Origin of the sequence: Klebsiella pneumoniae subsp. pneumoniae HS11286, from assembly GCF_000240185.1 — a bacterium.
Taxonomy (GTDB): Bacteria; Pseudomonadota; Gammaproteobacteria; order Enterobacterales; family Enterobacteriaceae; genus Klebsiella; species Klebsiella pneumoniae.
Window position 1 is genome coordinate 578,958 of sequence record NC_016845.1, and the last position, 20,607, is coordinate 599,564.

Genomic DNA, 20,607 nt, shown 5'->3' on the forward strand with positions numbered 1-20,607 from the left:
GGCGGACCAGCCGCCCGTTAAGGTCAGCGGCTGGCCAGCGGCCACTGATTAAGGCGGATGCCGCGCTGCGGGGCGTTCTCGGCAAAATCATCCAGCACCGCCCGCACGTCCGGGTCGAGATAGCCGACGCTGTCGTGCTCGACGATCACCACGCTCTTTTCCGGAATCTTCGCCAGCAGGGCCAGCAGATGCGGATTGTGCATAAAGGTCAGATTCTGCTGGATGCGCAGCACGTAGTGGTCATCGTAGCGCGCCAGCTGCAGCGAGTGGCGATGGCTGCGCCAGAGACTGAATGCCATCTGGGTGGCAAGACCAATCCCGATCCCCGCCAGCATGCCGCAGGCGATAATCCCGCCGATGGTGGCGAGGAACGGGACGTACTGCGCCGCCCCCTGGCGGAACTGCTCGATGAACAGCCGCGGGGTCGCCAGCTTATAGCCGGTATAGAGCAGCACGGCGGCGAGGCTGGCGAGCGGGATTAAGGTTAGCAGGCCGCTGAACCACAGGCCGCAGATCAGCAGCAGCACGCCGTGGATAAAGATCGACAGTTTGCTCTGCGCGCCATTGCTGACGTTCACCGAGCTGCGGACGATCACCGCGGTGATCGGCATCGCCCCCAGCACGCCGGAGAGCAGATTGCCCACGCCCTGGGCGACCATTTCACGGTTCGGCGAAGGCGGCGGATTTTGCGGGCGCAGCTTTTTCAGCGCCTCCTGGCTGAGCAGGGTTTCGAGGCTGGCGACCAGCGCCAGGGTCACCGCCACCACCCACACCGACGGATTGCGCCACGCGCTCCATGCGGGAGACTCCAGCTCGCCCAGCAGGTCGCCGAGGCTGCCGAACGCCGGCAGGGTAATACGCGGTAGGGCGGCCAGCTGCTGCGGCGCAAAATGGGTCAGCAGCAGGGTGGTCACGCAGCCGAGCAGGACGGCGATCAGCGGCCCGGGGATCCAGCGCAGGCTCTTCACCCGGCGAATAAGCGGCGAGCCCCACAGCCAGAGCACCAGCAGACCGCCCGCGGCGACGGCGATAGCACTGAGGGAGAAGGTGGCGTTACCCTTCACGATATCAACGAGCCCGGTCTCTTCTGCGCTGCCGAGCGCGACGGGGATCTGCTGAATAATCAGCAGGATGCCGATCGCCGCCAGCATGCCTTTGATGACGCTGGCGGGAACCAGCGAGATAAAGCGCCCGGCCCGCAGGATGCCGAACAGCAGCTGCAGCACGCCGGCCAGCGCCAGCGCCATCAGGAAGAGGGAGAAGGAACCCAGGGATTCAATAGCGGCGACGACGATGGTGACCAGTCCGGCGGCGGGGCCGCTGACGGCGAAGCGGGAGGGGCTGAGGGCAGTGACGACCAGGCCGCCGATGATGCCGGTCAGCAGGCCGACGAAGGGCGGTAAGCCGCTGGCCTGGGCGATGCCGAGGCACAGCGGCAGGGCGACAAGGAAGACGACGATGCCGGCGAGAGAGTCCTGACGAAGCGTGTTCATGGGGCGTGCTCCTGCGGTGAGAGGTGTTCGACGAGGGTGGTTAAATGGCCGGAAGCCAGATCGTAGACGCAGCCGTGCAGGCTGAGCGGTCGCCCGCTGGCGAGCACCGTCTGCACCGGTTCACTCTCCAGCAGAGGGGCGAACTGGGCGCGAACGTTGGCTTCCACCAGGGCGTCCAGCGCATGGCGAGAGCGCTCCGCGTTGGCGCTGGCGCTGGTGCTGGCGCCGGGGGAGGCCGCAACACAACAGTCATCGGCGATCTGCGCAATTTCGTGATGCAGGGTGTGGCGCAGCTGGCCGATGCGGCGAGCCAGCGCCGAGGATTCCTGCGCCAGCGGCAGAGTGGGCAGGGAGAGCGCCGCCTGCACCCCGCCGCAGCCGTAGTGGCCGCAGAGCACCACCCGCTCCACCTCAAGGTAGTCGAGGGCATACTGCAGGACGCTCATGACGTTGTCGTCGGCGGGATCGAGCATGTTGGCGATATTGCGGTGGACAAAGAGCTCGCCGGGCTGGCTGCCGGTGAGCACCTCGGCGGGCACGCGGCTGTCGGAGCAGCCGATCCACAGCGAGTGGGGCCGCTGCCCGTCGACCCATTTTTCGAAATAGTCCGGATCATGCTGACACTTCTGCAGCGCCCAGCTGCGGTTGCGGGCCAGCAAAGGTTTTAACGTCGTCACAAGTATTCTCCTGAGTTAATTCATCGAGTGAATATGTCCATCAAGACTCGTACAGCGACTAGTAAAAATAGTGTTTACCGGAACCCTTCACGCCTGAGGAAAATCCTGGATTAAACGGCAAAAAGAAAACTTTTCATTAATGTAAAGTTATAAAAATATTGATGAAATTAATATTTGACTGCGGAGTGGGTGAGTAATAAAAAGGCATTGATTAAAACTTTCTGGAATATATGGGAATGCGGGTGGGTGGGGTGGGGGGAATAGTTGGGGAGTGGATATTGGGGATGGGTGGGTTGAGTGATTCGGGTGAGAATGGTGTGAGAAAAAATAGAGATGACTTTGAGTGAAGTTTGGGGGGCAAGGGGAAAGGGGAGTGGCTGGCAGGTGGTGCTGGGGTTGTGGGGGTTGTGAGAGGAGGGTTGCTGATGGCAGTCGCGCCCCGGAACGGCGGTAAAAGCTGACGCCGCGCAGGATAGCGCTGTTTTTTTCAACACTTAGCGCAATGACGACACGCTGTCGCTTGCATGACCGCCGCCGACAGGTATAATCCAGAACGTTTCCGCATCCCCTTCAGTGCCGAAGTGGCGAAATCGGTAGACGCAGTTGATTCAAAATCAACCGTAGAAATACGTGCCGGTTCGAGTCCGGCCTTCGGCACCATTAGTACTTCCAAGACCATCCGAGAAAGTCCAATTATCCCTTAAAAATCAATGCTTGCAGCGATTTTTACGTCCTGAGTCGTCCGAGGTTGTCCGTTGAAATCCGGATGTCATTGGGGGCATAATTGGGGGCATCTTAACTTCGATTAGAAATGTGCCCCCAAAATGAAGCTCAACGCCAGGCAGGTAGAGACCGCAAAGCCCAAAGACAAAACCTACAAAATGGCTGATGGCGGCGGTTTGTATCTCGAAGTTTCGGCTAAGGGGTCTAAATACTGGCGCATGAAATACAGACGCCCCTCTGACAAAAAAGAGGATCGCCTTGCTTTTGGTGTTTGGCCAACTGTGACGCTTGCTCAGGCAAGAACCAAGCGCGACGAAGCTAAAAAGCTGTTAGTACAGGGCATTGACCCAAAAGCCGAACAGAAAGAAGCTCAGGCCGAGAATTCGGGGGCATATACTTTCGAAACAATTGCTCGCGAATGGCATGCCAGTAACAAGCGATGGAGTGAAGACCATCGATCGCGCGTTCTTCGCTATCTTGAGCTTTATATCTTCCCTCATATCGGTTCGTCCGACATTCGCCAGCTCAAAACCAGCCACCTGTTAGCCCCGATTAAAAAAGTTGATGCCAGTGGCAAACATGACGTCGCGCAGCGTCTTCAGCAGCGTGTAACGGCCATTATGCGCTATGCCGTTCAGAACGATTACATAGACTCAAACCCGGCCAGTGATATGGCTGGTGCTTTATCAACAACCAAAGCAAGACACTATCCAGCTTTACCCTCTAGCCGTTTCCCTGAATTTCTTGCTCGTCTGGCGGCATATCGTGGTCGTGTAATGACACGGATCGCCGTAGAGCTTTCATTGCTCACTTTTGTACGTTCCAGTGAACTCCGTTTTGCACGTTGGGATGAATTCGATTTTGCTAAATCTCTTTGGCGTATACCTGCAAAGCGTGAAGAAATTAAAGGCGTACGTTACTCCTACCGCGGCATGAAGATGAAAGAGGAACATATAGTTCCGCTTAGTCGACAAGCTATAGTGTTGTTAGAGCAGCTTAAGCAAATCAGTGGTGATAAAGAGCTACTTTTTCCGGGAGATCACGACGCAACGAAGGTCATGAGTGAAAACACAGTAAACGGTGCGTTGCGTGCTATGGGCTATGATACGAAAACAGAGGTCTGTGGGCATGGATTCAGGACGATGGCGCGCGGCGCGCTGGGGGAATCGGGTTTATGGAGTGATGATGCTATAGAACGCCAACTGAGTCATTCAGAGCGTAATAATGTACGTGCAGCATATATTCACACTTCTGAACATTTAGATGAACGCCGTTTAATGGTGCAATGGTGGGCTGATTATCTCAAATCAAATGAAGGCAAAATAGTCACACCTTATGAATTTGCCAAAATAAGAAAAAGCTGATAGCAGAAATAAACGCCTCTACAAAAAGAAGGCGTTTATTTATATTAAAATATTGAATCATAATCTTCCAGTAGCAACTTTTTTTCGTACTTCCTCTTTCCAATTACCACTGTGGATTATTCTATCAAAATTACTTCCTGCTCTTCCTGATAACAAATCAATTCGAGATAGTTTGCTGATTTCATCCCAGTCGTCATAGAGAATATATATCGCATTGCCATATTCTATGTTCTCAAAAACAACCAGATCGTCCTCTAGCATAGCTCCAATGTAATTACTGAACGTACTATTTCCAGTAACAATTTTTTTAGGTTCAAGGCTCATGAAGAACTCATATCTATTTTCAGCAACGGCTTTCTTATCGTCAGTTATGTTTTTTCCTTTGAAAATTCTTGCTAAAATTTCTTCTTTGCTACCTGGCGGAAATATGTCCCATGAGACTATAAGTGTATCAGCATAAGTAGATATAGGTTTATCAGCATTCTCAACGCCACATTTACCGAGATTTTCTTGAAGAAGATTTAGATCAAATAGCAACTCATCATCAAACTTATTTGAATTTTTTTCTAAAATTCTAGTTGCTCTGAAATTAAATATAAAATAGCTGTCCGAGGACTTCTTGTGATTAATTTCAATTGCTATAAGTTTTGGTGGGATTATGTCTCTGGGGTATTTATCGTGAGGTAATCTAACAGTATGTGTACCGTTAGAGCTATCCCCCCAGTTAGGTGACTCAATTTCGGTATAGTGAGTTTCTTTTGGGAGGTCTTTTCTGATGACTTCCTCGCCGAAAACATTTTTAAATGAATATTTACCTTGCAATGGATCAGGAATGATCGATGCCTCATATTTAATAACATCATTATCAAAATATATTCCGAGATGCTCTAACATTCCATTTTTTAATTGATTCTCTGTAAATGCGATCGAAGTGCCAGCAACGACTGTATTGCCAAGCCTTCTTAACTTGCTATGAATGTTTTTAGGTATAACACGTATATTCTTCTTCATTTTTACCTCATACTTGGTCATCGATGTCTCTTTGCTCACGCTTGTTATGTAAATCATTGATGAACATAACATTTGCAAGTATTACGCTAACTACCGCCTCAATCTGCATATAGGAAATAGCAATAATTAATGCTAAAGATGTATTTTTTATTACTTCTTGGCTCTCTAAATAAAGATGACTTTTGAAAAATACAAGTTTAACTAAATATACTACAAGTAAAGTGATCATAACGAAAGATGACTTTAGAACACTTCCAACTATTGCCTCTAACCTTCTTGTATCTTCCAGCTGTTCGGTGAAATCAACAGTTTCTATAGTTTTGGGGTTAACGATACGCTGTAAAGCATTTGGGTAAAGAAACGCTAACCAAATTCCCATAATAGTAAAAACCATTCCAGAAACTGATACGAGAAGAGTGCAATAGTTAGCAAAATCGTTATACACATAATTAATATTAGATGGTGAAATGATTATCAGCGATATACAGAATATCGCTAAGTATATCCATGTGTATTTGAAGATGCCTACTATAGCTTTCAACATTCAATCCTCTCCAGATGCTTTATTTATTCTTGATTGAGATTGTAAAGCTTTTGATTCTTTTAATATAGGAGAAATGAATTCTTTTCTTTTGTGTGATATTTGTTCGTAAATATATGCGGCTGAATACGTTGAATAATCTTCGGAAGGAACATTGAGAATATCACGCATTCTATATTTATCTACCCAAGTTATTCCCTTATCCGTAGCAAACCCGACATTGTCCCAAAGTCGTTTCTCTCTATCCTCAGAAGAATACTTTTCGATGATTTCTTTAACTTCATTCAAGGACGGTTTCGCTTCTGCCTTAATTTCAATCTGTCTTGTTCTGGTGTTTTTCTTTCCGGAGACAAATGGGACGAGAGTACTAAAGGTCTTTAGCCAATCAGCTCGTGCATCATTTGGGTTTATGATAATAGTTTCTCTACGAACTATGTGCGTGATTTTTGGTATCAATTTGCCTAACTCAGTATGCGTGGTTTCTAAGCTTCGGAGCTTCATATCAAATCTGTACATATATTTATATAAATCATCGTCATCAGTATTAGATAATCTTATATAACCTTTCTCGGTTTTGTTCTTAACTCTTTTGCTATGTTTAACTCTATTTGTAATAGATGAATGTACATAGTCTTGAAATAGTTCAGAATCACAAATTGAATGATCAAATTTAATCGACACTATAGTTTCAAGCTCAGGGATAACCCAATAAAAGCATGGTCGACCCCAGATAACTTTTTTCCCTCTGTAGCTATTTGTATATTTAACTACAGATGAGCTTCCAATCTCACCATCTTCACTCGCACCTAATAAAGAACCGGTACTATCAGTATCAGATTTCCAAAGCATGATTAAGAAATCACCAGTATTTTCATCTTTATAGATATCTTTGCAGTAACACTTTGATCTGTTTGGCTTTTCTTTTGGGTCCCATGGTATCGTAAGTGCAAGTGACTTCGTTCCTACCCAATCCTGTATGAGGTCAAAGGTTTCGCTAAGTTCTAAACCATAGGTATTGTTATCATTTACTTTGTATAAACCGCACTTATTAACCTTGAAAAAATTGAGATGCCCTATATTCATGCTTTTTCCTTAACTTCTTATCTTTGGATATGGACCACGAACAAAAATTAAGCTTACTCCCATTGACTTAGCACAGGCAACGTCTTCTCCCTAGAGTTTGATCGGTTTAACGTTAAATATTGAGGGAGTATGTGAGCATTTTTCGTTTCTTTTTGAATGGAGGGATCTTAAGGGTTTTGTTGAATAAATCGAACTTTTGCTGAGTTGAAGGATCAGATCACGTATCTTCCCGACAACGCAGACCGTTCCGTGGCAAAGCAAAAGTTCAAAATCACCAACTGGCCCACCTACAATAAAGCCCTCATCAACCGTGGCTCCATAACTTTCTGGCTGGATGATGAAGCTATTCAGGCCTGGTATGAGTCAGCAACACCTTCTTCACGAGGCAGACCTCAGCGCTATTCTGACCTTGCCATCACGACTGTGCTGGTCATTAAACGCGTATTCAGGCTGACCCTGCGCGCTGCGCAGGGCTTTATTGATTCCATTTTTTCTCTGATGAACGTTCCGCTACGCTGCCCGGATTACAGCTGTGTCAGCAGGCGGGCAAAGTCGGTTAATATCAGTTTCAAAACGCCCACCCGGGGTGAAATCGCACACCTGGTAATTGATTCCACCGGGCTGAAGGTCTTCGGTGAAGGCGAGTGGAAAGTCAAAAAGCATGGCCAGGAACGCCGTCGTATATGGCGTAAGCTGCATCTGGCAGTTGACAGTAAAACACATGAAATCATCTGCGCTGACCTGTCGCTGAACAACGTTACGGACTCAGAGGCCTTCCCCGGGTTAATCCGGCAAACCCACCGGAAAATCAGGTCAGCCGCCGCCGATGGAGCTTACGATACCCGGCTCTGTCACGATGAACTGCGGCGTAAGAAAATCAGCGCGCTTATCCCGCCCCGAAAAGGTGCGGGTTACTGGCCCGGTGAATATGCAGACCGTAACCGTGCAGTGGCTAATCAGCGAATGACCGGGAGTAATGCGCGGTGGAAATGGACAACAGATTACAACCGTCGCTCGATAGCGGAAACGGCGATGTACCGGGTAAAACAGCTGTTCGGGGGTTCACTGACGCTGCGTGACTACGATGGTCAGGTTGCGGAGGCTATGGCCCTGGTACGAGCGCTGAACAAAATGACGAAAGCAGGTATGCCTGAAAGCGTGCGTATTGCCTGAAAACACAACCCGCTACGGGGGAGACTTACCCGAAATCTGATTTATTCAACAAAGCCGATCTTAAGCAGAATAATAGTTAACTAATTATCCTCATGGCTTAGCGTGCAATGCTCTCCCCCGTCACGCCTGTCAGAGTCGTAGGGAGGTGATATTTATGTTGGCGCATTTATGGTCACAGGTCGCGACAGGTATACATCATGCGAATGAAAAGATAGTAGGTGTGTGGCTTCAGAAGCTACACCATCAACACCGAAATGACGGATTTATCCCATCCTCTGGGCAGCCTTCTCTTACCCCTAACCTGACCGCCTCAAAGGCACGCCACACCCTCGAACCTCTCCGTTCGACCCATCGCTCCACCTGCGAACCCACGCAGCGCAGCGACGCGCTCAGGCCACGAAATTAAATATCATTAAATAAATACTTTACCGCTGGCGCGCAGTGCTTTCCCCGCCTCGCCTGCCCGCTTCGTGGGGCGGTTTTCATGCAGGTACATCGGGGGGCTCAGGCCGCGCCGGGACAGGGGCCGGACAGGAATAACAAGGCGAGGAAACGCATGCAAAACCATGCACCCTGTGGATGCATGGCTTAATTCGGGAAAAATAGCAGTATTTTCGGGGATTTTTTGCGGAGCTACTTACTGGCCAGTTCCGTGCGCCGGCGGGCATAAATCAGGCTCTGTGCGGGGGTGTATTTTTCCTGATTATCCACCCGCGAAGCCGCGTCAGGCCTGAATCCGATGGCCGTTAAAATATCGCTGTCTTCTGCCGCATAATTAATTTCTTCACCGGTACTCAGCCACACTGACAGCGCTTCGCGCAGGTAATGCGCCGAACGGTCGAGCGCATGGCCGGTCAGGAGTGCGGGCTGCTGACTGAGTCCCATCAGCTCCGGGGCGAGCGTGGCGGCCAGCTCTGTCCCGTGCGCCTGCATAAAGTCATTCAGCCGGTTGCGGATACTGATGCGTTGCACCGCTTCATGGGAGCGGATATAGCGCCCGGCGGCCTGATTTATCTCCCATTTTTTGACATCGATAATGTCGCGCAGTTCCTGCATAATTGCCGGGATACGGTCATCCCCGGCCAGCACCTGTTCCTGATATTCCTGCTCTGCGGCCGCCAGTTCGGCTTTACGGTTCAGCCAGGCGGTTTCGTTCTTCTGACAGGCTTCAAAAGCCTGCTGTAGCGTAAGGGTGGTCATGGTCAGTTCTCCCCTGATTAATGACGGTATGGCGAGCTGTAGCAGCCCTGCACGTTACGGGGTGCCGGGGGTGTGACCGGCTCCGCGACAGGCGGCGCTTTCTCCGCCGGGGGCCGGATAACCTCGTCGATGGCTTCAGTGGTGCGGAACGTCGCCGAGCACTCAATATTGGTGCACTGGTGATAGCGCTGTTTGACGTTCTCCGACAGATAGCGGGAGGTGCGGGCATGCGCCGACTTTTTGCAGAACGGACAGTGCATCATGGCAGCAGCCCCCGCGCTTTCAGGTCAGCCTCGCGCTGACGGATTTTCTCCTGCCAGACCTTACGCTCGCCGGGCGTGCTGGCGGCGTCGTGGTCCATATGCGCAAGCGCGACGGCCGGGAAGCCGGTCAGGGAGAGCACCGGCTCATCGGCTGGCGTGACGGAGAAGGCGCTCACTTTCCCGGTCAGGAAGGTCACCACCTGATGCATGACCTCTTTCTCCGGCTCGGTGTACCCCTGATGGCCGGTGGTGTTGGCGAGCGGGTTTGCCATCACCTCCGCTTTCAGCACCATCGCCCGGACCAGTGGCCCGAGGGTGTCATTCAGCGCGCGGTTAAGCTCTTCCTCAGCGTATTTACTCAGCACAGCATGATGCGCCTGGCGGAATGCCCGCGCGGTGCTGTTGCAGGTGGCTTTCAGCTGGTCACGTTCAAAGGCCAGCACTTCGGTCAGGTTGTGGCATTCCTGCGCCAGCTCCCGGCGGGCCACGCGTTCGATATGGCCGCTTTTCAGCTCATCCGTCAGCATGGCGCCCCCGGCACGGAAAGCAGCACGCCAGGTGCGGGTGTCGCTGCCGTTGTCCTGCTCCAGCTCCGCTTTCTGCTCCTCTGCGCGGGTGATGGCCGTCAGGGTGTCCTCCATCAGGCGGGCCTGTTCAAGATGGGCCGCTCTGGCCTCGGCCAGTCGCTCCAGCGCCGGTTTCAGGTAATCAGGGATAAAGGTGGTGTCGGTCATGGCAGGTTTCCTCGTGGTTTCAACATGAGGTGATTCTGCCGGGGCACACACAACAACACGACCTGTTGCGGTTGTGGCAGTGCTGGCACAAACAGGACGTTAAAACCCGGCTTGCCAGAGAAAGGTCTCAGGAAAAGCATACTCACCGTTTGTTTTTTTACTGTTAACTATTCACCACTGTTCACCATAAGAAAAAATATAAGTAATACAGTAAGATAAAGGGTGAATAGTTGAGAGGGTGACTGTTCACCGTCTGTTCACCACTGTTCACCCTGGCTATTTATTAACCGCTGACCGTTTTTGAGATACTTAGAATTATTTGGGATAAATAATTAATTTAAAATTCCATTTAGTAATTAATCGCTTTGCCAACAATGGCCAATAACGGTCAATAATGGCCAATATAGGCCAGCACCTTTTTTTGATTAAAAATTAGCCTGTTGTGTGGTGAGACACCACAAAATGACTTGTTGCCCTCAGGGAAAATATTCACAAAATAGAGAGCTACCCGAGGCCGGACGGACACGACCGGCACTGTATGGACTTTATGAGGTGGCCCGATGCACACCGCTTTTTCTTCCCCGTCTTCTGCCCCTGCCGCGCCGCTGATGCCGGTCTCTGACACCGTTCAGGAGCGTTTTATTCGCCTGCCCGAAGTGATGCATCTGTGCGGGTTATCCCGCTCCACGATTTACGACCTCATCAGCCGGGAGGCTTTCCCGAAACAAATCTCCCTCGGCGGGAAAAACGTGGCGTGGGCGCAGTCGGAAATCACCGGGTGGATGGCTGACCGTATCGCTGAACGCAACCGGGGCTATGACGCATGATGATGCCCGTTCTGCAAAAAGCCCCTTTTTCTGGCTTGCTTCCCTTCGCCGTTTCCAGGTATAGTTTTCTCGCTGTCGCAAAATCGGCAGCCGGGCGTGAGAACCCGAGTTACTCAGTGGCGACACCGGACGCGCCATGCGTCTTTTTTTGTGTCTATGCCTATGTGCACCTGTTGTTTACGCATCGGTTCTTAAGCCGTTGCTGTATCTGCGTAATGGTGGCTCAGGCGGGGCAGCCTTCGGGCTGGCCGGTACCCATTGAGGCCGGTTTCTCACCCCCGTCTGGGCTACCACCCGAGCGTGAGAACTCCGGTGGTGGCGATAACCGCTACTCAATGGAGGTTGCCCTTATGGCTACGACCCTCACCCCGTCTCACCCGCAATTTGTCTTCGTGTTTGCCGCTGTCCGTCGCGCAGACCGTCAGCCCCGTATCTGTATGCTCCGCGCCGTCGCCGGAGATGAACACGCCGCACGCCTTTCCCTCGTTCGCGATTACGTCCTCTCGTTTGCCGGTCGTCTGCCGGTGGCGGAGGTGCGCGCATGAAACAGCCCGCCATCACCGTAAAAGACCTCGAATGCCTTGAGCACCTGCGTAACGTCGGCCACTTTGTCAGCGCGATGATGCAGGAGCAGGACTGCACTACCATTCGCCGCGACCCGGCGCAACAGTCGCAGCTTACCTCCGTGATTTACCTGATGACCGCCCAGCTCGACGGCGTGGTCGAACGCTGCAATCACCGCTGGTTCACCGGGGAGGGCAACGTATGAAAACGCCTCTGCCGCCCGTATTGCGTGCCGCCTTGTATCGCCGTGCCGTGGCCTGTGCCTGGCTGACCCTGTGCGAACGCCAGCACCGCTATCCTCACCTCACCCTCGACGCGCTGGAAAGCGCCATCGCTACCGAGCTGGAGGGCTTCTACCTGCGCCAGCATGGCGAGGAAAAAGGTCGTTTGATTGCCTGTGCGCTGCTGGAAGATTTGATGCAGGCCGGGCCGCTGAAAGCCGCCCCGTCGCTGTCCTTCCTCGGGCTCGCCGTGATGGATGAGCTCTGTGCCCGCCATATCACATCGCCTGTACTGCACTGAGGGAGAGAAAAACCATGAAAATGAACGTAACGGACACGGTAAAACAGGCGTGCGGCCACTGGCCGCGCATTCTCCCGGCGCTGGGGATGAAAGTGATAAAAAACCGCCATCAGGCCTGCCCGGTGTGTGGCGGCGCTGACCGGTTCCGCTTTGATGACCAGGAAGGGCGCGGCACATGGTTCTGTAATCAGTGCGGCGCCGGTGACGGCCTGAAACTGGTTGAGAAGGTGTTCGGCATATCGGCATCCGAGGCCGCCGGGAAGGTGAACGCCGTCACCGGGAATCTGCCGCCGGTAGCCCCGGAGGTGACAGCGGCCGCAGAGGCCGGAACGGAGGCCGACCGCAAAGCAGCGGCCGCGCTGGCCGTCAGACTGCTGGAGAAAACCCGCCCGGCCACCGGCAATGCCTACCTGACCCGCAAGGGCTTTGCCGGTCGTGAGTGTCTGACGCTGACAGCTTCCCACAAAACCGGCGGCGTGGCCTACCGCGCCGGTGATGTGGTAGTGCCGCTGTATGACGGGACCGGCGCGCTGGTTAACCTCCAGCTTATTAATGCTGAGGGGCTCAAGCGCACCCTGAAAGGCGGGCAGGTCAAAGGGGCATGCCATCTCATCGACGGGCAGAAACAGGCGGGAAAACGCCTGTGGATAGCGGAGGGCTATGCGACGGCGCTTACCGTGCATCACCTGACCGGGGAAACCGTCATGGTGGCGCTGTCGTCCGTGAACCTTCTTTCTCTGGCGAGCCTGGCCCGTCACAAACACCCGGCCTGTCAGATTATCCTCGCCGCCGACCGTGACCTGAACGGCACCGGCCAGACTAAAGCCGCCGCGGCCGCAGAAGCCTGTGAGGGCATTGTCGCCCTGCCGCCGGTATTTGGTGACTGGAATGATGCGGCGATGCTGAAGGGGGAGGACGCCACACGGAAGGCCATTTATGCCGCTATCCGGCCAGCGGCCCAAAGCCCCTTCGACACCATGAGCGAGGCGGAATTTACCGCCATGAGCGCCAGCGACAAAGCCTGGCGGGTACATGAGCATTACGGCGAAGCGCTGGCGGTGGATGCGAACGGCCAGCTCCTGTCCCGTTATGAAGCAGGGATATGGAAAGTCATTCAGCCGTCCAATTTCGAACGCGACGTAGCAGGGCTTTTCCAGCGCCTGCGCGCCCCGTTTTCATCGGGGAGGATTGCGTCAGTGGTGGAGACGCTGAAGCTGATTATTCCTCAGCAGGCCGCACCGGCACGCCGTCTGATTGGTTTTCGCAACGGGGTACTCGATACCCAGAGCGGCCTGTTCAGCCCGCACAGCAAATCGCACTGGCTTCGCACGCTGTGCGACGTGGATTTTACTCCGCCGGTAGAAGGGGAAACGCTGGAAACCCATGCGCCTAACTTCTGGCGCTGGCTCGATCGGGCGGCCAGTGGCAACCCGACAAAACGCGACGTGATTCTGGCCGCGCTGTTTATGGTGCTGGCGAACCGCTACGACTGGCAGCTCTTTCTCGAAGTGACCGGCCCCGGTGGCAGCGGGAAAAGTATTCTGGCCGAAATCGCCACGATGCTGGCCGGAGAGGATAACGCCACATCGGCGAATATCGACACGCTGGAAGACCCGCGTAAGCGTGCCTCCCTGATTGGCTTCTCGCTGATACGTCTGCCTGACCAGGAGAAATGGAGTGGTGACGGTGCGGGGCTCAAGGCCATCACCGGCGGCGATGCGGTGTCGGTCGACCCGAAATACCAGAACCCGTACTCAACGCATATCCCGGCGGTGATTCTGGCCGTGAACAATAACCCGATGCGCTTCACCGACCGCAGCGGCGGCGTGTCACGTCGCCGGGTGATTATCCACTTCCCGGAGCAGATAGCCCCGGAGGAGCGCGACCCGCAGCTCAGGGATAAAATCGCCCGCGAGCTGGCCGTCATCGTGCGCCAGTTAATGCAGCAGTTCAGTGACCCGATGAGTGCCCGTTCGCTGCTCCAGTCGCAGCAGAACTCCGATGAGGCGCTCAGTATTAAACGCGACGCTGACCCGACCTTTGATTTTTGCGGCTATCTGGAAATGTTACCGCAGACCAACGGGATGTTTATGGGGAATGCCAGTATCATCCCGCGTAATTACCGTAAATATCTCTATCACGCTTATCTGGCCTATATGGAGGCCAACGGCTACAGGAACGTGCTCAGCCTGAAAATGTTCGGGCTGGGACTGCCCATGATGCTGAAAGAGTACGGGATGAATTATGAGAAGCGGCACACAAAGCAGGGGATACAAACCAACCTGTCGCTGAAAGAAGAAAGCTACGGCGACTGGCTGCCGAAGTGCGACGAACCCACCGCGACTTAACCTGTCTCAGACCGGCAACAGCCGGTCTTTTTGTGTCAGCCCCTCCCTCAAGGGTGAACAATCCACTGTTCACCCTTCACCGTATGTTCACCCTGTATCACTATGAAAGTATTAATAAAAAACCAAAGGTGAACAGTGTGAACAGTTAAACCCAAAAAAACTTTTTACCCCCCCCCACCTCATCACCATCGTATTGCGGTGATGTTCGCCGGAAACAGGCCAGAGATGCGCTGAGGTGAAGAGTTGACTGTTCACTCTTCACCAACTGATCACCATCTATCATTATGATATTAAAAAGAAAAATAAGGAGGTGAACAGTGTGAACAGTTAAATGCAAAAAAACTTTTTTATGGTATTTGAGTTCCGGTTAGGATCCGGGTTTCGGATCCTAACCGAATGGGGCATTAGTCTTTAATTAGATAGTAATATCAAACAGCTAAGTTTGATATGGTCGCAAAAATGGTTGGGGGCACAAAAGGGGGCATATAATTTATGATTTATATATTATCTGTTTAATTTCATTAAGTTACGACATAATTTGAGTCCGGCCTTCGCACCATCGGAACATCAATAGACGTCGACGGACGTCTTTTTTGTGCCTGAAATCCGCGCTACGCAAGGCTTTTCGCGATTCTCCTTTCAACAGAAGTCAATCTGAGTCAACCTGTAAGTATCCCGGCAAAACGAACCATTCACTTTTAGAGATCTTCCGACATACTGATTATGTCCCCAGAGGAGATCGCTATGCGCAAGATCCGATTCACTGAACACCAGATCATCGCCGTATTGAAGTCCGTCGAAGCTGAACGTACCGTCAAGGATGTTTGCCGTGAGGCCGCTATTTCGGAAGCCAGCTATTACAACTGGAAGGCAAAGCATGGCGGGATGGAAGCGGTCGATATTAAAAAAATCAAAGATCTGGAAGACGAGAATCGGAGGCTTAAACAGATGTTTGCTGATCTCAGTCTTGAGTGCCGGGCACTGAAAGACGTCATCGAAAAAAAGCTTTAAAACCAGCGATAAAGCGTGAACTCGTCAGCTATCTGACGACGCAATTTGCCATAAGTTTACGCCAGGCCTGCAGGACGTTATCGCTGAGCAGGACGGTGTATTTTTATTAGCCCGATACCCGGCGTGATGAACCCGAGATCCACGCGCTGACTGAACTGGCAGAACGCTATCCGCGCTACGGTTTTAAGAAGCTGTTCCAGCTGCTGCGCAGGCAGGGCAATACCTGGAACCATAAATGTGTTCACCGGATTTATTGCCTGCTGAAACTGAATTTTCGTCGCAAGGGAAAACAGCGGCTGCCAGTGCGTAATTCAGCACCCCTGGCGACACCGCAAGCGTTAAACCAGAGCTGGCCCATCGATTTTATGTACGACGCGTTGGTCTGCGGCAGACGCTTCCGGACCTTCAATGTGGTGGACGATTTTAACCGTGAAGCACTGGCGATAGAAATCAACCGGAATATCCCGGCTCAGCGAATCATCCGGGTGCTGGACAGGATCGTGGCAAACCGCGGCTATCCGCTGAAAATGCGGATGGACAACGGGCCAGAACTGGTCTCGCGGGCACTGGCACAATGGGCCGAAGAACATGGCGTGCAGCTCGAATTTATTAAACCGGGTAAACCTACACAAAATGCTTTTATCGAACGGTTCAACCGGACATACCGGACAGAAATTCTGGATTTTTACCTGTTCAGAACACTGAATGAAGCACGGGAAATTACCGAGCGCTGGCTGATAGAATATAACAACGAGCGGCCTCATGAGTCCCTGAACAACCTGACGCCGGAAGAGTACCGGCTGATGGCTGAAAAACCGGAACTCTCAAAAAGTGCGTGGAACTAAAACAGGTGTGCTTAAAGTGGTATCGACATTACTGTCGTAACGGATAAAAGCTTTAATACCCAAAACGTCAGTTATGAAAAGCGCAAAGCAAAACAGCAGCGCCTTAATGATGCAGTGGAAAAACTAAATGCGCTGGGCATTGTGACTATGTTGGTCAACCGTGTTCACAGTAAAATCGTGATTGGTGATGAAGGGCTGCTGTGCATAGGATCGTTCAACTGGTTTAGCGCTACGCGTGATGAGAAGTACAAACGATACGATACGTCGATGGTATACCGTGGCGAAAGCTTACAAGCGGAAATTAAAACGATTTATTCCAGCCTGGAGCAGCGGAAGTTATAGGGGCTTATCGCAATGCAGGTATCGAATGTGTTGAATTAATTTAGCGCTACTCAAGGAGGTATAGCTTCAAGATACTATGCCTCCAAACCATGCGGTTGCATTTGGATGGCTTGTTTGGCGAGGGTGGTTTAAATAATCAGTTGAACTCAGAAAAGGCCACTTTTTTGAATGGCCTTTAGTCTAAGGGGAATTTATGCCGTTGCCCTGTGGTTCCAGGAATCTTTGTAAATGATATTCCCATCGCAATGTTTCCAGGTGATGGCCTCATACCTTAACTGAATCGTCTCGCTGTGCGTACCTGTACCAGAATCAGGAAATAAGTTGGGGGTAATTCCGGTTACTTTTACATTCTCTAATGTAATATTAAAATATTCGCTTTCAACACCTGCATCAAGGATCTGATACATCTTTATGGTTGCCGACTTTAATGTTTGGTTCTCACTCAGCGCTTTGTATAAAAGGGGCGTTGTTTTATCAAAATCTTTCTGTACCGTAATAGGCGTATGTACTCTGGTTCCTGTTAATCTCCCGGTGTTTCCATCCACAGGAATGGATAGGTGGTGCGTTACCGCTTTTAATTCAATAGCGCCAATACGCCCTGTAACGAGAGAACTACCCGTTATAGGGGAGCCGTTTGTATCGGTTAGCCAAAGATATGCTGGATTTGACATGATTATTCCTTATCTCTATTTATAAATGAAGGTAAACAAAACATTATAATGACCCATAAAAACAGACCAATAACCTTAACCGGCCACGGGTCAAGTAAGGCTATGCAAACAATAGCGCCAATAATTAATAGTGGGCCTGATAGTAAATTAAAAATACCGCTTAACACACCTATCTTTGTTCCCAGTAATCTATTCAATGCAATGGCGATGATATAAGCGCTACCGATTATAATCGTCACTGCGATTATTTTATTCTGCCAGTTATTAAACTCAGTCAGGCAAATAAAGCATGTGGTAATAATATAGGTGCAGAGAACTATATCGACGAGTGGCGTGATGATTTTTTTCATATCACCCAGCCTTAGCATTCGTATTTAAATGATCTTCCACTCTTTTCATAATCTTGTCGAATACGGGGTTGCCCTCGGTGTACCCTGCATGGATGGCATCCACAAAAGGTTGTACCGCATCGGCAAATAAGAAATAAAGCAGATCATAATCGCGGGGTCTTAACAACGAGTATACCTCGGGCTCTTCATTCCTGAGTTTATCAGACGTCCTGATGGATCGCTCTGCCATTCCACCAAACAAGAGGATAGTACTTAAAAAGGCTATTGGATTCCCTTTCCCCTTAAATACTACATAAGTAAATGACGTTTTTTCTATAACGGCTTTAGCGATGTTCGATGCGATAATATTCGTAGAGATTCTACCCACGATAGAGGTAACTACACTTCTGTATATTCTATCTTGTTCTGATTCGGATAGATATTTATTAAATAACTGAAAGATTAATTTAACTGCATTAACGATATTTTCATAGTTAAGAATGTCATGTCTTATCGCGGTCATCATACGGATTCTTTCTGTTTCACGTTCATATCTTGTATCCGTATCAAAGATACCGTAAATCAGATAACCATAATCTAAAGGAACAGATAATCCACCATTGATAAGCCCTGTAACTGTATCAGGAGAGATAATGATGTTATATAACTTCCGCGCTATCCCTTCTATGTCTGCCATATAGCTATCCTATGTTTAAATAAATGACTGAGGATGTACATCATTTTTGCAAGAAATAATCGATGGTAATTTACAAGAGAATAAGTAACTTGATAAGTGTTACTATAACCTAATTGTTACAAATTGTATTGCAAAATGATTTTGAACCATTGATTTAAATAAGGCTTAAAACAGCATAGTATATCACTTTACGGTTGATTATTATGATGAATTATCTTGGTGTGAGATGTATTAATTTAATAAATAATAAAGCGCATATAAGTATTCGATAAGTGATTGGATACGCAAAAAATTTGGATGTTAAAATTATTGGTTTATATGTATTTGCTCTGACTTGTTCATGGCAGAAACGGGTTATGACTCATGAACAGGCGGTTTATGTGAACACATCGACAGCATCATGTTGTGCCGTCGATATCCTTCACGAGCAAACATTGACGGATTCACCAGAGTGATATCCGCTTCCGGCGTGAGAGCGGGGGCTACAGCCGATTCTTTGAAAATAAATAAAAGCAGGGCTAATACCAATCGTTTCATTACGTCCTGCCGCGAACTACGGCGGGGGAATAGCGATTGGTTTGCGTTATGGCGTGACGACCGCGGAATTGACGATGAGACGTGGGTAGAGGGTGTGAAACGTGGTAACTTCCGTTTGCATCCGGGTACGGTTTCCGAGGGTTGTATTACTATCGCCCATAATTCTGATTTTGCCATGATCCGGAATGCGCTTATGAATACATCGTTAGTACAGGTTCCCTGCATCCGTTCCCTGATGGCTCGCGGTTGGGTGGAGGTTGTTGCCAGTGGCTCTAATAACGCTTGCCCGTAAAATCAGTAAGATTATTTATTTTATATTGCTGTTTTTGGTTCTGGGACGTGCACTTCCAAGGCCGGAAATCTATCTCGATTATGATATCGCAAGGGATATTTGCCACTTCTTGTTCGGGAGTGTGAACGCCGATACGATGTATGACACTTTCTTTTATATATCACTGATAATAGTAATATTCCTTTCAGCTGTACTCTACATTATTACATTGCAGCTAATTTCAACGATAAGGAGCAAATGAGATGCCAATTCCTCCGTATATGTGTCTTAAAGACGATGGTGGCGCAGACACGAAAGGAGCTGTTGATGTTCAGGAGCGAGAAGGCAGCATCGAAACCCGCTTATCACCATCCCCCCTTACCCCCTGAACACCTCCCGCCGGTGCCATGCCACAAACCCCTCCTGGGGATAACATTCTTTCCCCTGCGGCAAGGTAATCGGCTTACCATCAAAATCCCAGAACAGCCTGCCAACGATGCCTCCGCCGTTCACCGCTGGCGAAACCTGGATGCGCATATCCTCATCCAGACCAATGGATCCTTTATCAAAAGCCTTATGGTGAATCGCGCAGAGCGCCAGGCCGTTAGGGATTTCGCATGGGCCGCCGTGCTGCTTCCATTTGATATGGGCCGCTTCCAGGGCGACGGAGGTATTATCATGGCGCATATTGAAGCCGCAGATCGCGCACTCATAGTTATAGGCGCGCAGCACCTGCTGGCGAAAATGCGGGTCGCGCTCTTTGCGGATCTGCAGCAGATCAAACCCCATCTCTTCTGCCAGTTCTTCCTGAATACTCTCCGGAAAGTGCGCCTCGAGGATCTGATGGGCGAGGGTATTGATCAGCCTCTTATTTCTGTTGAGTAACGCAAAATGCGGCTCATCGAAGCCGCCGGCGACGTGACAGAGCTCCAGCTCTTTGCCGGGCGGCTTTCGGCTGCCCTGGATTGAGCACTGCTCGCTGTTGTGCAGCTCCCAGAAGCCGTCGCCTTTCAGGCGCCAGAACGGCATGTCCGGCCGGTACTGGCGGCGCTGTGGGCCAAAGCGTTCCAGCAGGCTATGCAGCTCATCGCGTATCTCCGAGGCGTAGTCGAACATCCGCGCATGGCCGCGCTGGTACTGGGAAAGGACGTACAGCAGTAACAGTGGCTTATGCGGCGCACGCTGTTCGCCTTTGCGCCAGATAGTGATGTTCTCGATCGCGTGTTGCAGGGTCGTGCTGGAGGGCATAGCGTTACATTGGCAGCTAAATAAATGCGATGATGCTCGCAAAATCCTTGCCGATCAACCCACCAGATGCGGCGATTCTACGTGGATCGCTATTTAACTATCACTGCTAGTTATTTGTTCGAAAAGCCCATAG

General features: G+C 50.7%; 25 protein-coding genes. 11 read left to right on the plus strand and 14 right to left on the minus strand.

Going from position 1 to position 20,607, the window contains the following annotated elements:
* Positions 1-23: 23 nt before the first annotated feature.
* On the minus strand, positions 24-1,493 hold the full coding sequence (locus KPHS_05380) for a putative sulfate transporter (RefSeq protein ID YP_005224838.1): 1,470 nt from the start codon (positions 1,491-1,493) through the stop codon (positions 24-26).
* The gene (locus tag KPHS_05390) at positions 1,490-2,170 is read right to left on the minus strand and encodes a putative carbonic anhdrase (protein ID YP_005224839.1); all 681 of its coding nucleotides are present in this window, start codon (positions 2,168-2,170) and stop codon (positions 1,490-1,492) included. Before KPHS_05390 ends, KPHS_05380 begins: the two co-directional genes overlap by 4 nt.
* A gap of 824 nt (positions 2,171-2,994) precedes the next feature.
* Between KPHS_05390 and KPHS_05400 the strand changes: the two genes are divergently transcribed.
* Complete coding sequence (locus tag KPHS_05400) at positions 2,995-4,257, plus strand: putative P4-type integrase (RefSeq protein YP_005224840.1); 1,263 nt, start codon at positions 2,995-2,997, stop codon at positions 4,255-4,257.
* A 57-nt stretch (positions 4,258-4,314) separates the two neighbouring features.
* Here KPHS_05400 and KPHS_05410 read toward each other — a convergent pair whose 3' ends face one another.
* On the minus strand, positions 4,315-5,325 hold the full coding sequence (locus KPHS_05410) for a hypothetical protein (RefSeq protein ID YP_005224841.1): 1,011 nt from the start codon (positions 5,323-5,325) through the stop codon (positions 4,315-4,317).
* Between the two features lie 410 nt (positions 5,326-5,735).
* Between KPHS_05410 and KPHS_05420 the strand changes: the two genes are divergently transcribed.
* Positions 5,736-5,849, plus strand: coding sequence for a hypothetical protein (locus tag KPHS_05420; RefSeq protein YP_005224842.1), 114 nt, complete (start codon positions 5,736-5,738; stop codon positions 5,847-5,849).
* Here KPHS_05420 and KPHS_05430 read toward each other — a convergent pair.
* Complete coding sequence (locus tag KPHS_05430; RefSeq protein ID YP_005224843.1) at positions 5,813-6,892, minus strand: hypothetical protein; 1,080 nt, start codon at positions 6,890-6,892, stop codon at positions 5,813-5,815. The two genes, KPHS_05420 and KPHS_05430, sit on opposite strands and share 37 nt — an antisense overlap.
* 204 nt (positions 6,893-7,096) lie before the next feature.
* Here KPHS_05430 and KPHS_05440 point away from each other — a divergent pair, with 204 nt between their 5' ends.
* On the plus strand, positions 7,097-8,065 hold the full coding sequence (locus tag KPHS_05440; protein ID YP_005224844.1) for a transposase InsC for insertion sequence IS903: 969 nt from the start codon (positions 7,097-7,099) through the stop codon (positions 8,063-8,065).
* 412 nt (positions 8,066-8,477) lie between these two features.
* Here KPHS_05440 and KPHS_05450 read toward each other — a convergent pair whose 3' ends face one another.
* The 4 genes from KPHS_05450 to KPHS_05480 all read right to left on the minus strand — a co-directional run bounded on the left by KPHS_05450 (position 8,478) and on the right by KPHS_05480 (position 10,262).
* On the minus strand, positions 8,478-8,627 hold the full coding sequence (locus KPHS_05450; protein ID YP_005224845.1) for a hypothetical protein: 150 nt from the start codon (positions 8,625-8,627) through the stop codon (positions 8,478-8,480).
* Between the two features lie 71 nt (positions 8,628-8,698).
* Positions 8,699-9,265: a phage polarity suppression protein gene (locus tag KPHS_05460; protein YP_005224846.1), complete on the minus strand. Its 567-nt coding sequence runs from the start codon at positions 9,263-9,265 to the stop codon at positions 8,699-8,701.
* A 17-nt stretch (positions 9,266-9,282) separates the two neighbouring features.
* Positions 9,283-9,528 (minus strand): phage transcriptional activator, Ogr/delta, encoded by a 246-nt coding sequence (locus KPHS_05470; RefSeq protein YP_005224847.1) that lies wholly within the window; start codon positions 9,526-9,528, stop codon positions 9,283-9,285.
* The gene (locus KPHS_05480; RefSeq protein YP_005224848.1) at positions 9,525-10,262 is read right to left on the minus strand and encodes a hypothetical protein; all 738 of its coding nucleotides are present in this window, start codon (positions 10,260-10,262) and stop codon (positions 9,525-9,527) included. The genes KPHS_05470 and KPHS_05480 overlap by 4 nt, the downstream gene beginning before the upstream one ends.
* Positions 10,263-10,822: 560 nt before the next feature.
* On the opposite strand from KPHS_05480, the gene KPHS_05490 reads away from it, so the two are divergent.
* The 6 genes from KPHS_05490 to KPHS_05540 all read left to right on the plus strand — a co-directional run bounded on the left by KPHS_05490 (position 10,823) and on the right by KPHS_05540 (position 15,534).
* Positions 10,823-11,089 (plus strand): phage DNA binding protein, encoded by a 267-nt coding sequence (locus tag KPHS_05490; protein ID YP_005224849.1) that lies wholly within the window; start codon positions 10,823-10,825, stop codon positions 11,087-11,089.
* A 350-nt stretch (positions 11,090-11,439) separates the two neighbouring features.
* The gene (locus KPHS_05500; RefSeq protein ID YP_005224850.1) at positions 11,440-11,634 is read left to right on the plus strand and encodes a phage immunity repressor protein; all 195 of its coding nucleotides are present in this window, start codon (positions 11,440-11,442) and stop codon (positions 11,632-11,634) included.
* Positions 11,631-11,858: a hypothetical protein gene (locus KPHS_05510; protein ID YP_005224851.1), complete on the plus strand. Its 228-nt coding sequence runs from the start codon at positions 11,631-11,633 to the stop codon at positions 11,856-11,858. The genes KPHS_05500 and KPHS_05510 overlap by 4 nt, the downstream gene beginning before the upstream one ends.
* Complete coding sequence (locus tag KPHS_05520) at positions 11,855-12,175, plus strand: P4 phage protein (protein ID YP_005224852.1); 321 nt, start codon at positions 11,855-11,857, stop codon at positions 12,173-12,175. The genes KPHS_05510 and KPHS_05520 overlap by 4 nt, the downstream gene beginning before the upstream one ends.
* Positions 12,176-12,189: 14 nt before the next feature.
* Complete coding sequence (locus KPHS_05530) at positions 12,190-14,523, plus strand: nucleoside triphosphatase, D5 family (protein ID YP_005224853.1); 2,334 nt, start codon at positions 12,190-12,192, stop codon at positions 14,521-14,523.
* A gap of 744 nt (positions 14,524-15,267) precedes the next feature.
* On the plus strand, positions 15,268-15,534 hold the full coding sequence (locus KPHS_05540) for an IS3 family element, transposase orfA (RefSeq protein YP_005224854.1): 267 nt from the start codon (positions 15,268-15,270) through the stop codon (positions 15,532-15,534).
* 77 nt (positions 15,535-15,611) lie between these two features.
* Here the strand turns inward: KPHS_05540 and KPHS_05550 are convergent, their stop codons facing one another.
* On the minus strand, positions 15,612-15,767 hold the full coding sequence (locus KPHS_05550; RefSeq protein ID YP_005224855.1) for a hypothetical protein: 156 nt from the start codon (positions 15,765-15,767) through the stop codon (positions 15,612-15,614).
* A 132-nt stretch (positions 15,768-15,899) separates the two neighbouring features.
* On the opposite strand from KPHS_05550, the gene KPHS_05560 reads away from it, so the two are divergent.
* On the plus strand, positions 15,900-16,379 hold the full coding sequence (locus KPHS_05560; RefSeq protein YP_005224856.1) for an IS3 family element, transposase orfB: 480 nt from the start codon (positions 15,900-15,902) through the stop codon (positions 16,377-16,379).
* 114 nt (positions 16,380-16,493) lie between these two features.
* On the plus strand, positions 16,494-16,721 hold the full coding sequence (locus tag KPHS_05570) for a phospholipase D (protein YP_005224857.1): 228 nt from the start codon (positions 16,494-16,496) through the stop codon (positions 16,719-16,721).
* A gap of 191 nt (positions 16,722-16,912) precedes the next feature.
* Here the strand turns inward: KPHS_05570 and KPHS_05580 are convergent, their stop codons facing one another.
* From KPHS_05580 to KPHS_05620, 5 genes are all read right to left on the minus strand, one after another.
* A complete protein-coding gene (locus KPHS_05580) occupies positions 16,913-17,128 on the minus strand; it encodes an Hcp1 family type VI secretion system effector (protein ID YP_005224858.1) in 216 nt (71 codons plus the stop codon).
* Between the two features lie 266 nt (positions 17,129-17,394).
* Positions 17,395-17,742, minus strand: coding sequence for a hypothetical protein (locus tag KPHS_05590; RefSeq protein YP_005224859.1), 348 nt, complete (start codon positions 17,740-17,742; stop codon positions 17,395-17,397).
* A gap of 1 nt (position 17,743) precedes the next feature.
* Positions 17,744-18,418: a hypothetical protein gene (locus KPHS_05600; protein ID YP_005224860.1), complete on the minus strand. Its 675-nt coding sequence runs from the start codon at positions 18,416-18,418 to the stop codon at positions 17,744-17,746.
* A 354-nt stretch (positions 18,419-18,772) separates the two neighbouring features.
* Positions 18,773-18,955 (minus strand): hypothetical protein, encoded by a 183-nt coding sequence (locus tag KPHS_05610; RefSeq protein YP_005224861.1) that lies wholly within the window; start codon positions 18,953-18,955, stop codon positions 18,773-18,775.
* Positions 18,956-19,604: 649 nt separating this feature from the next.
* Positions 19,605-20,474, minus strand: coding sequence for an HNH endonuclease (locus tag KPHS_05620; protein ID YP_005224862.1), 870 nt, complete (start codon positions 20,472-20,474; stop codon positions 19,605-19,607).
* Positions 20,475-20,607: the final 133 nt, after the last annotated feature.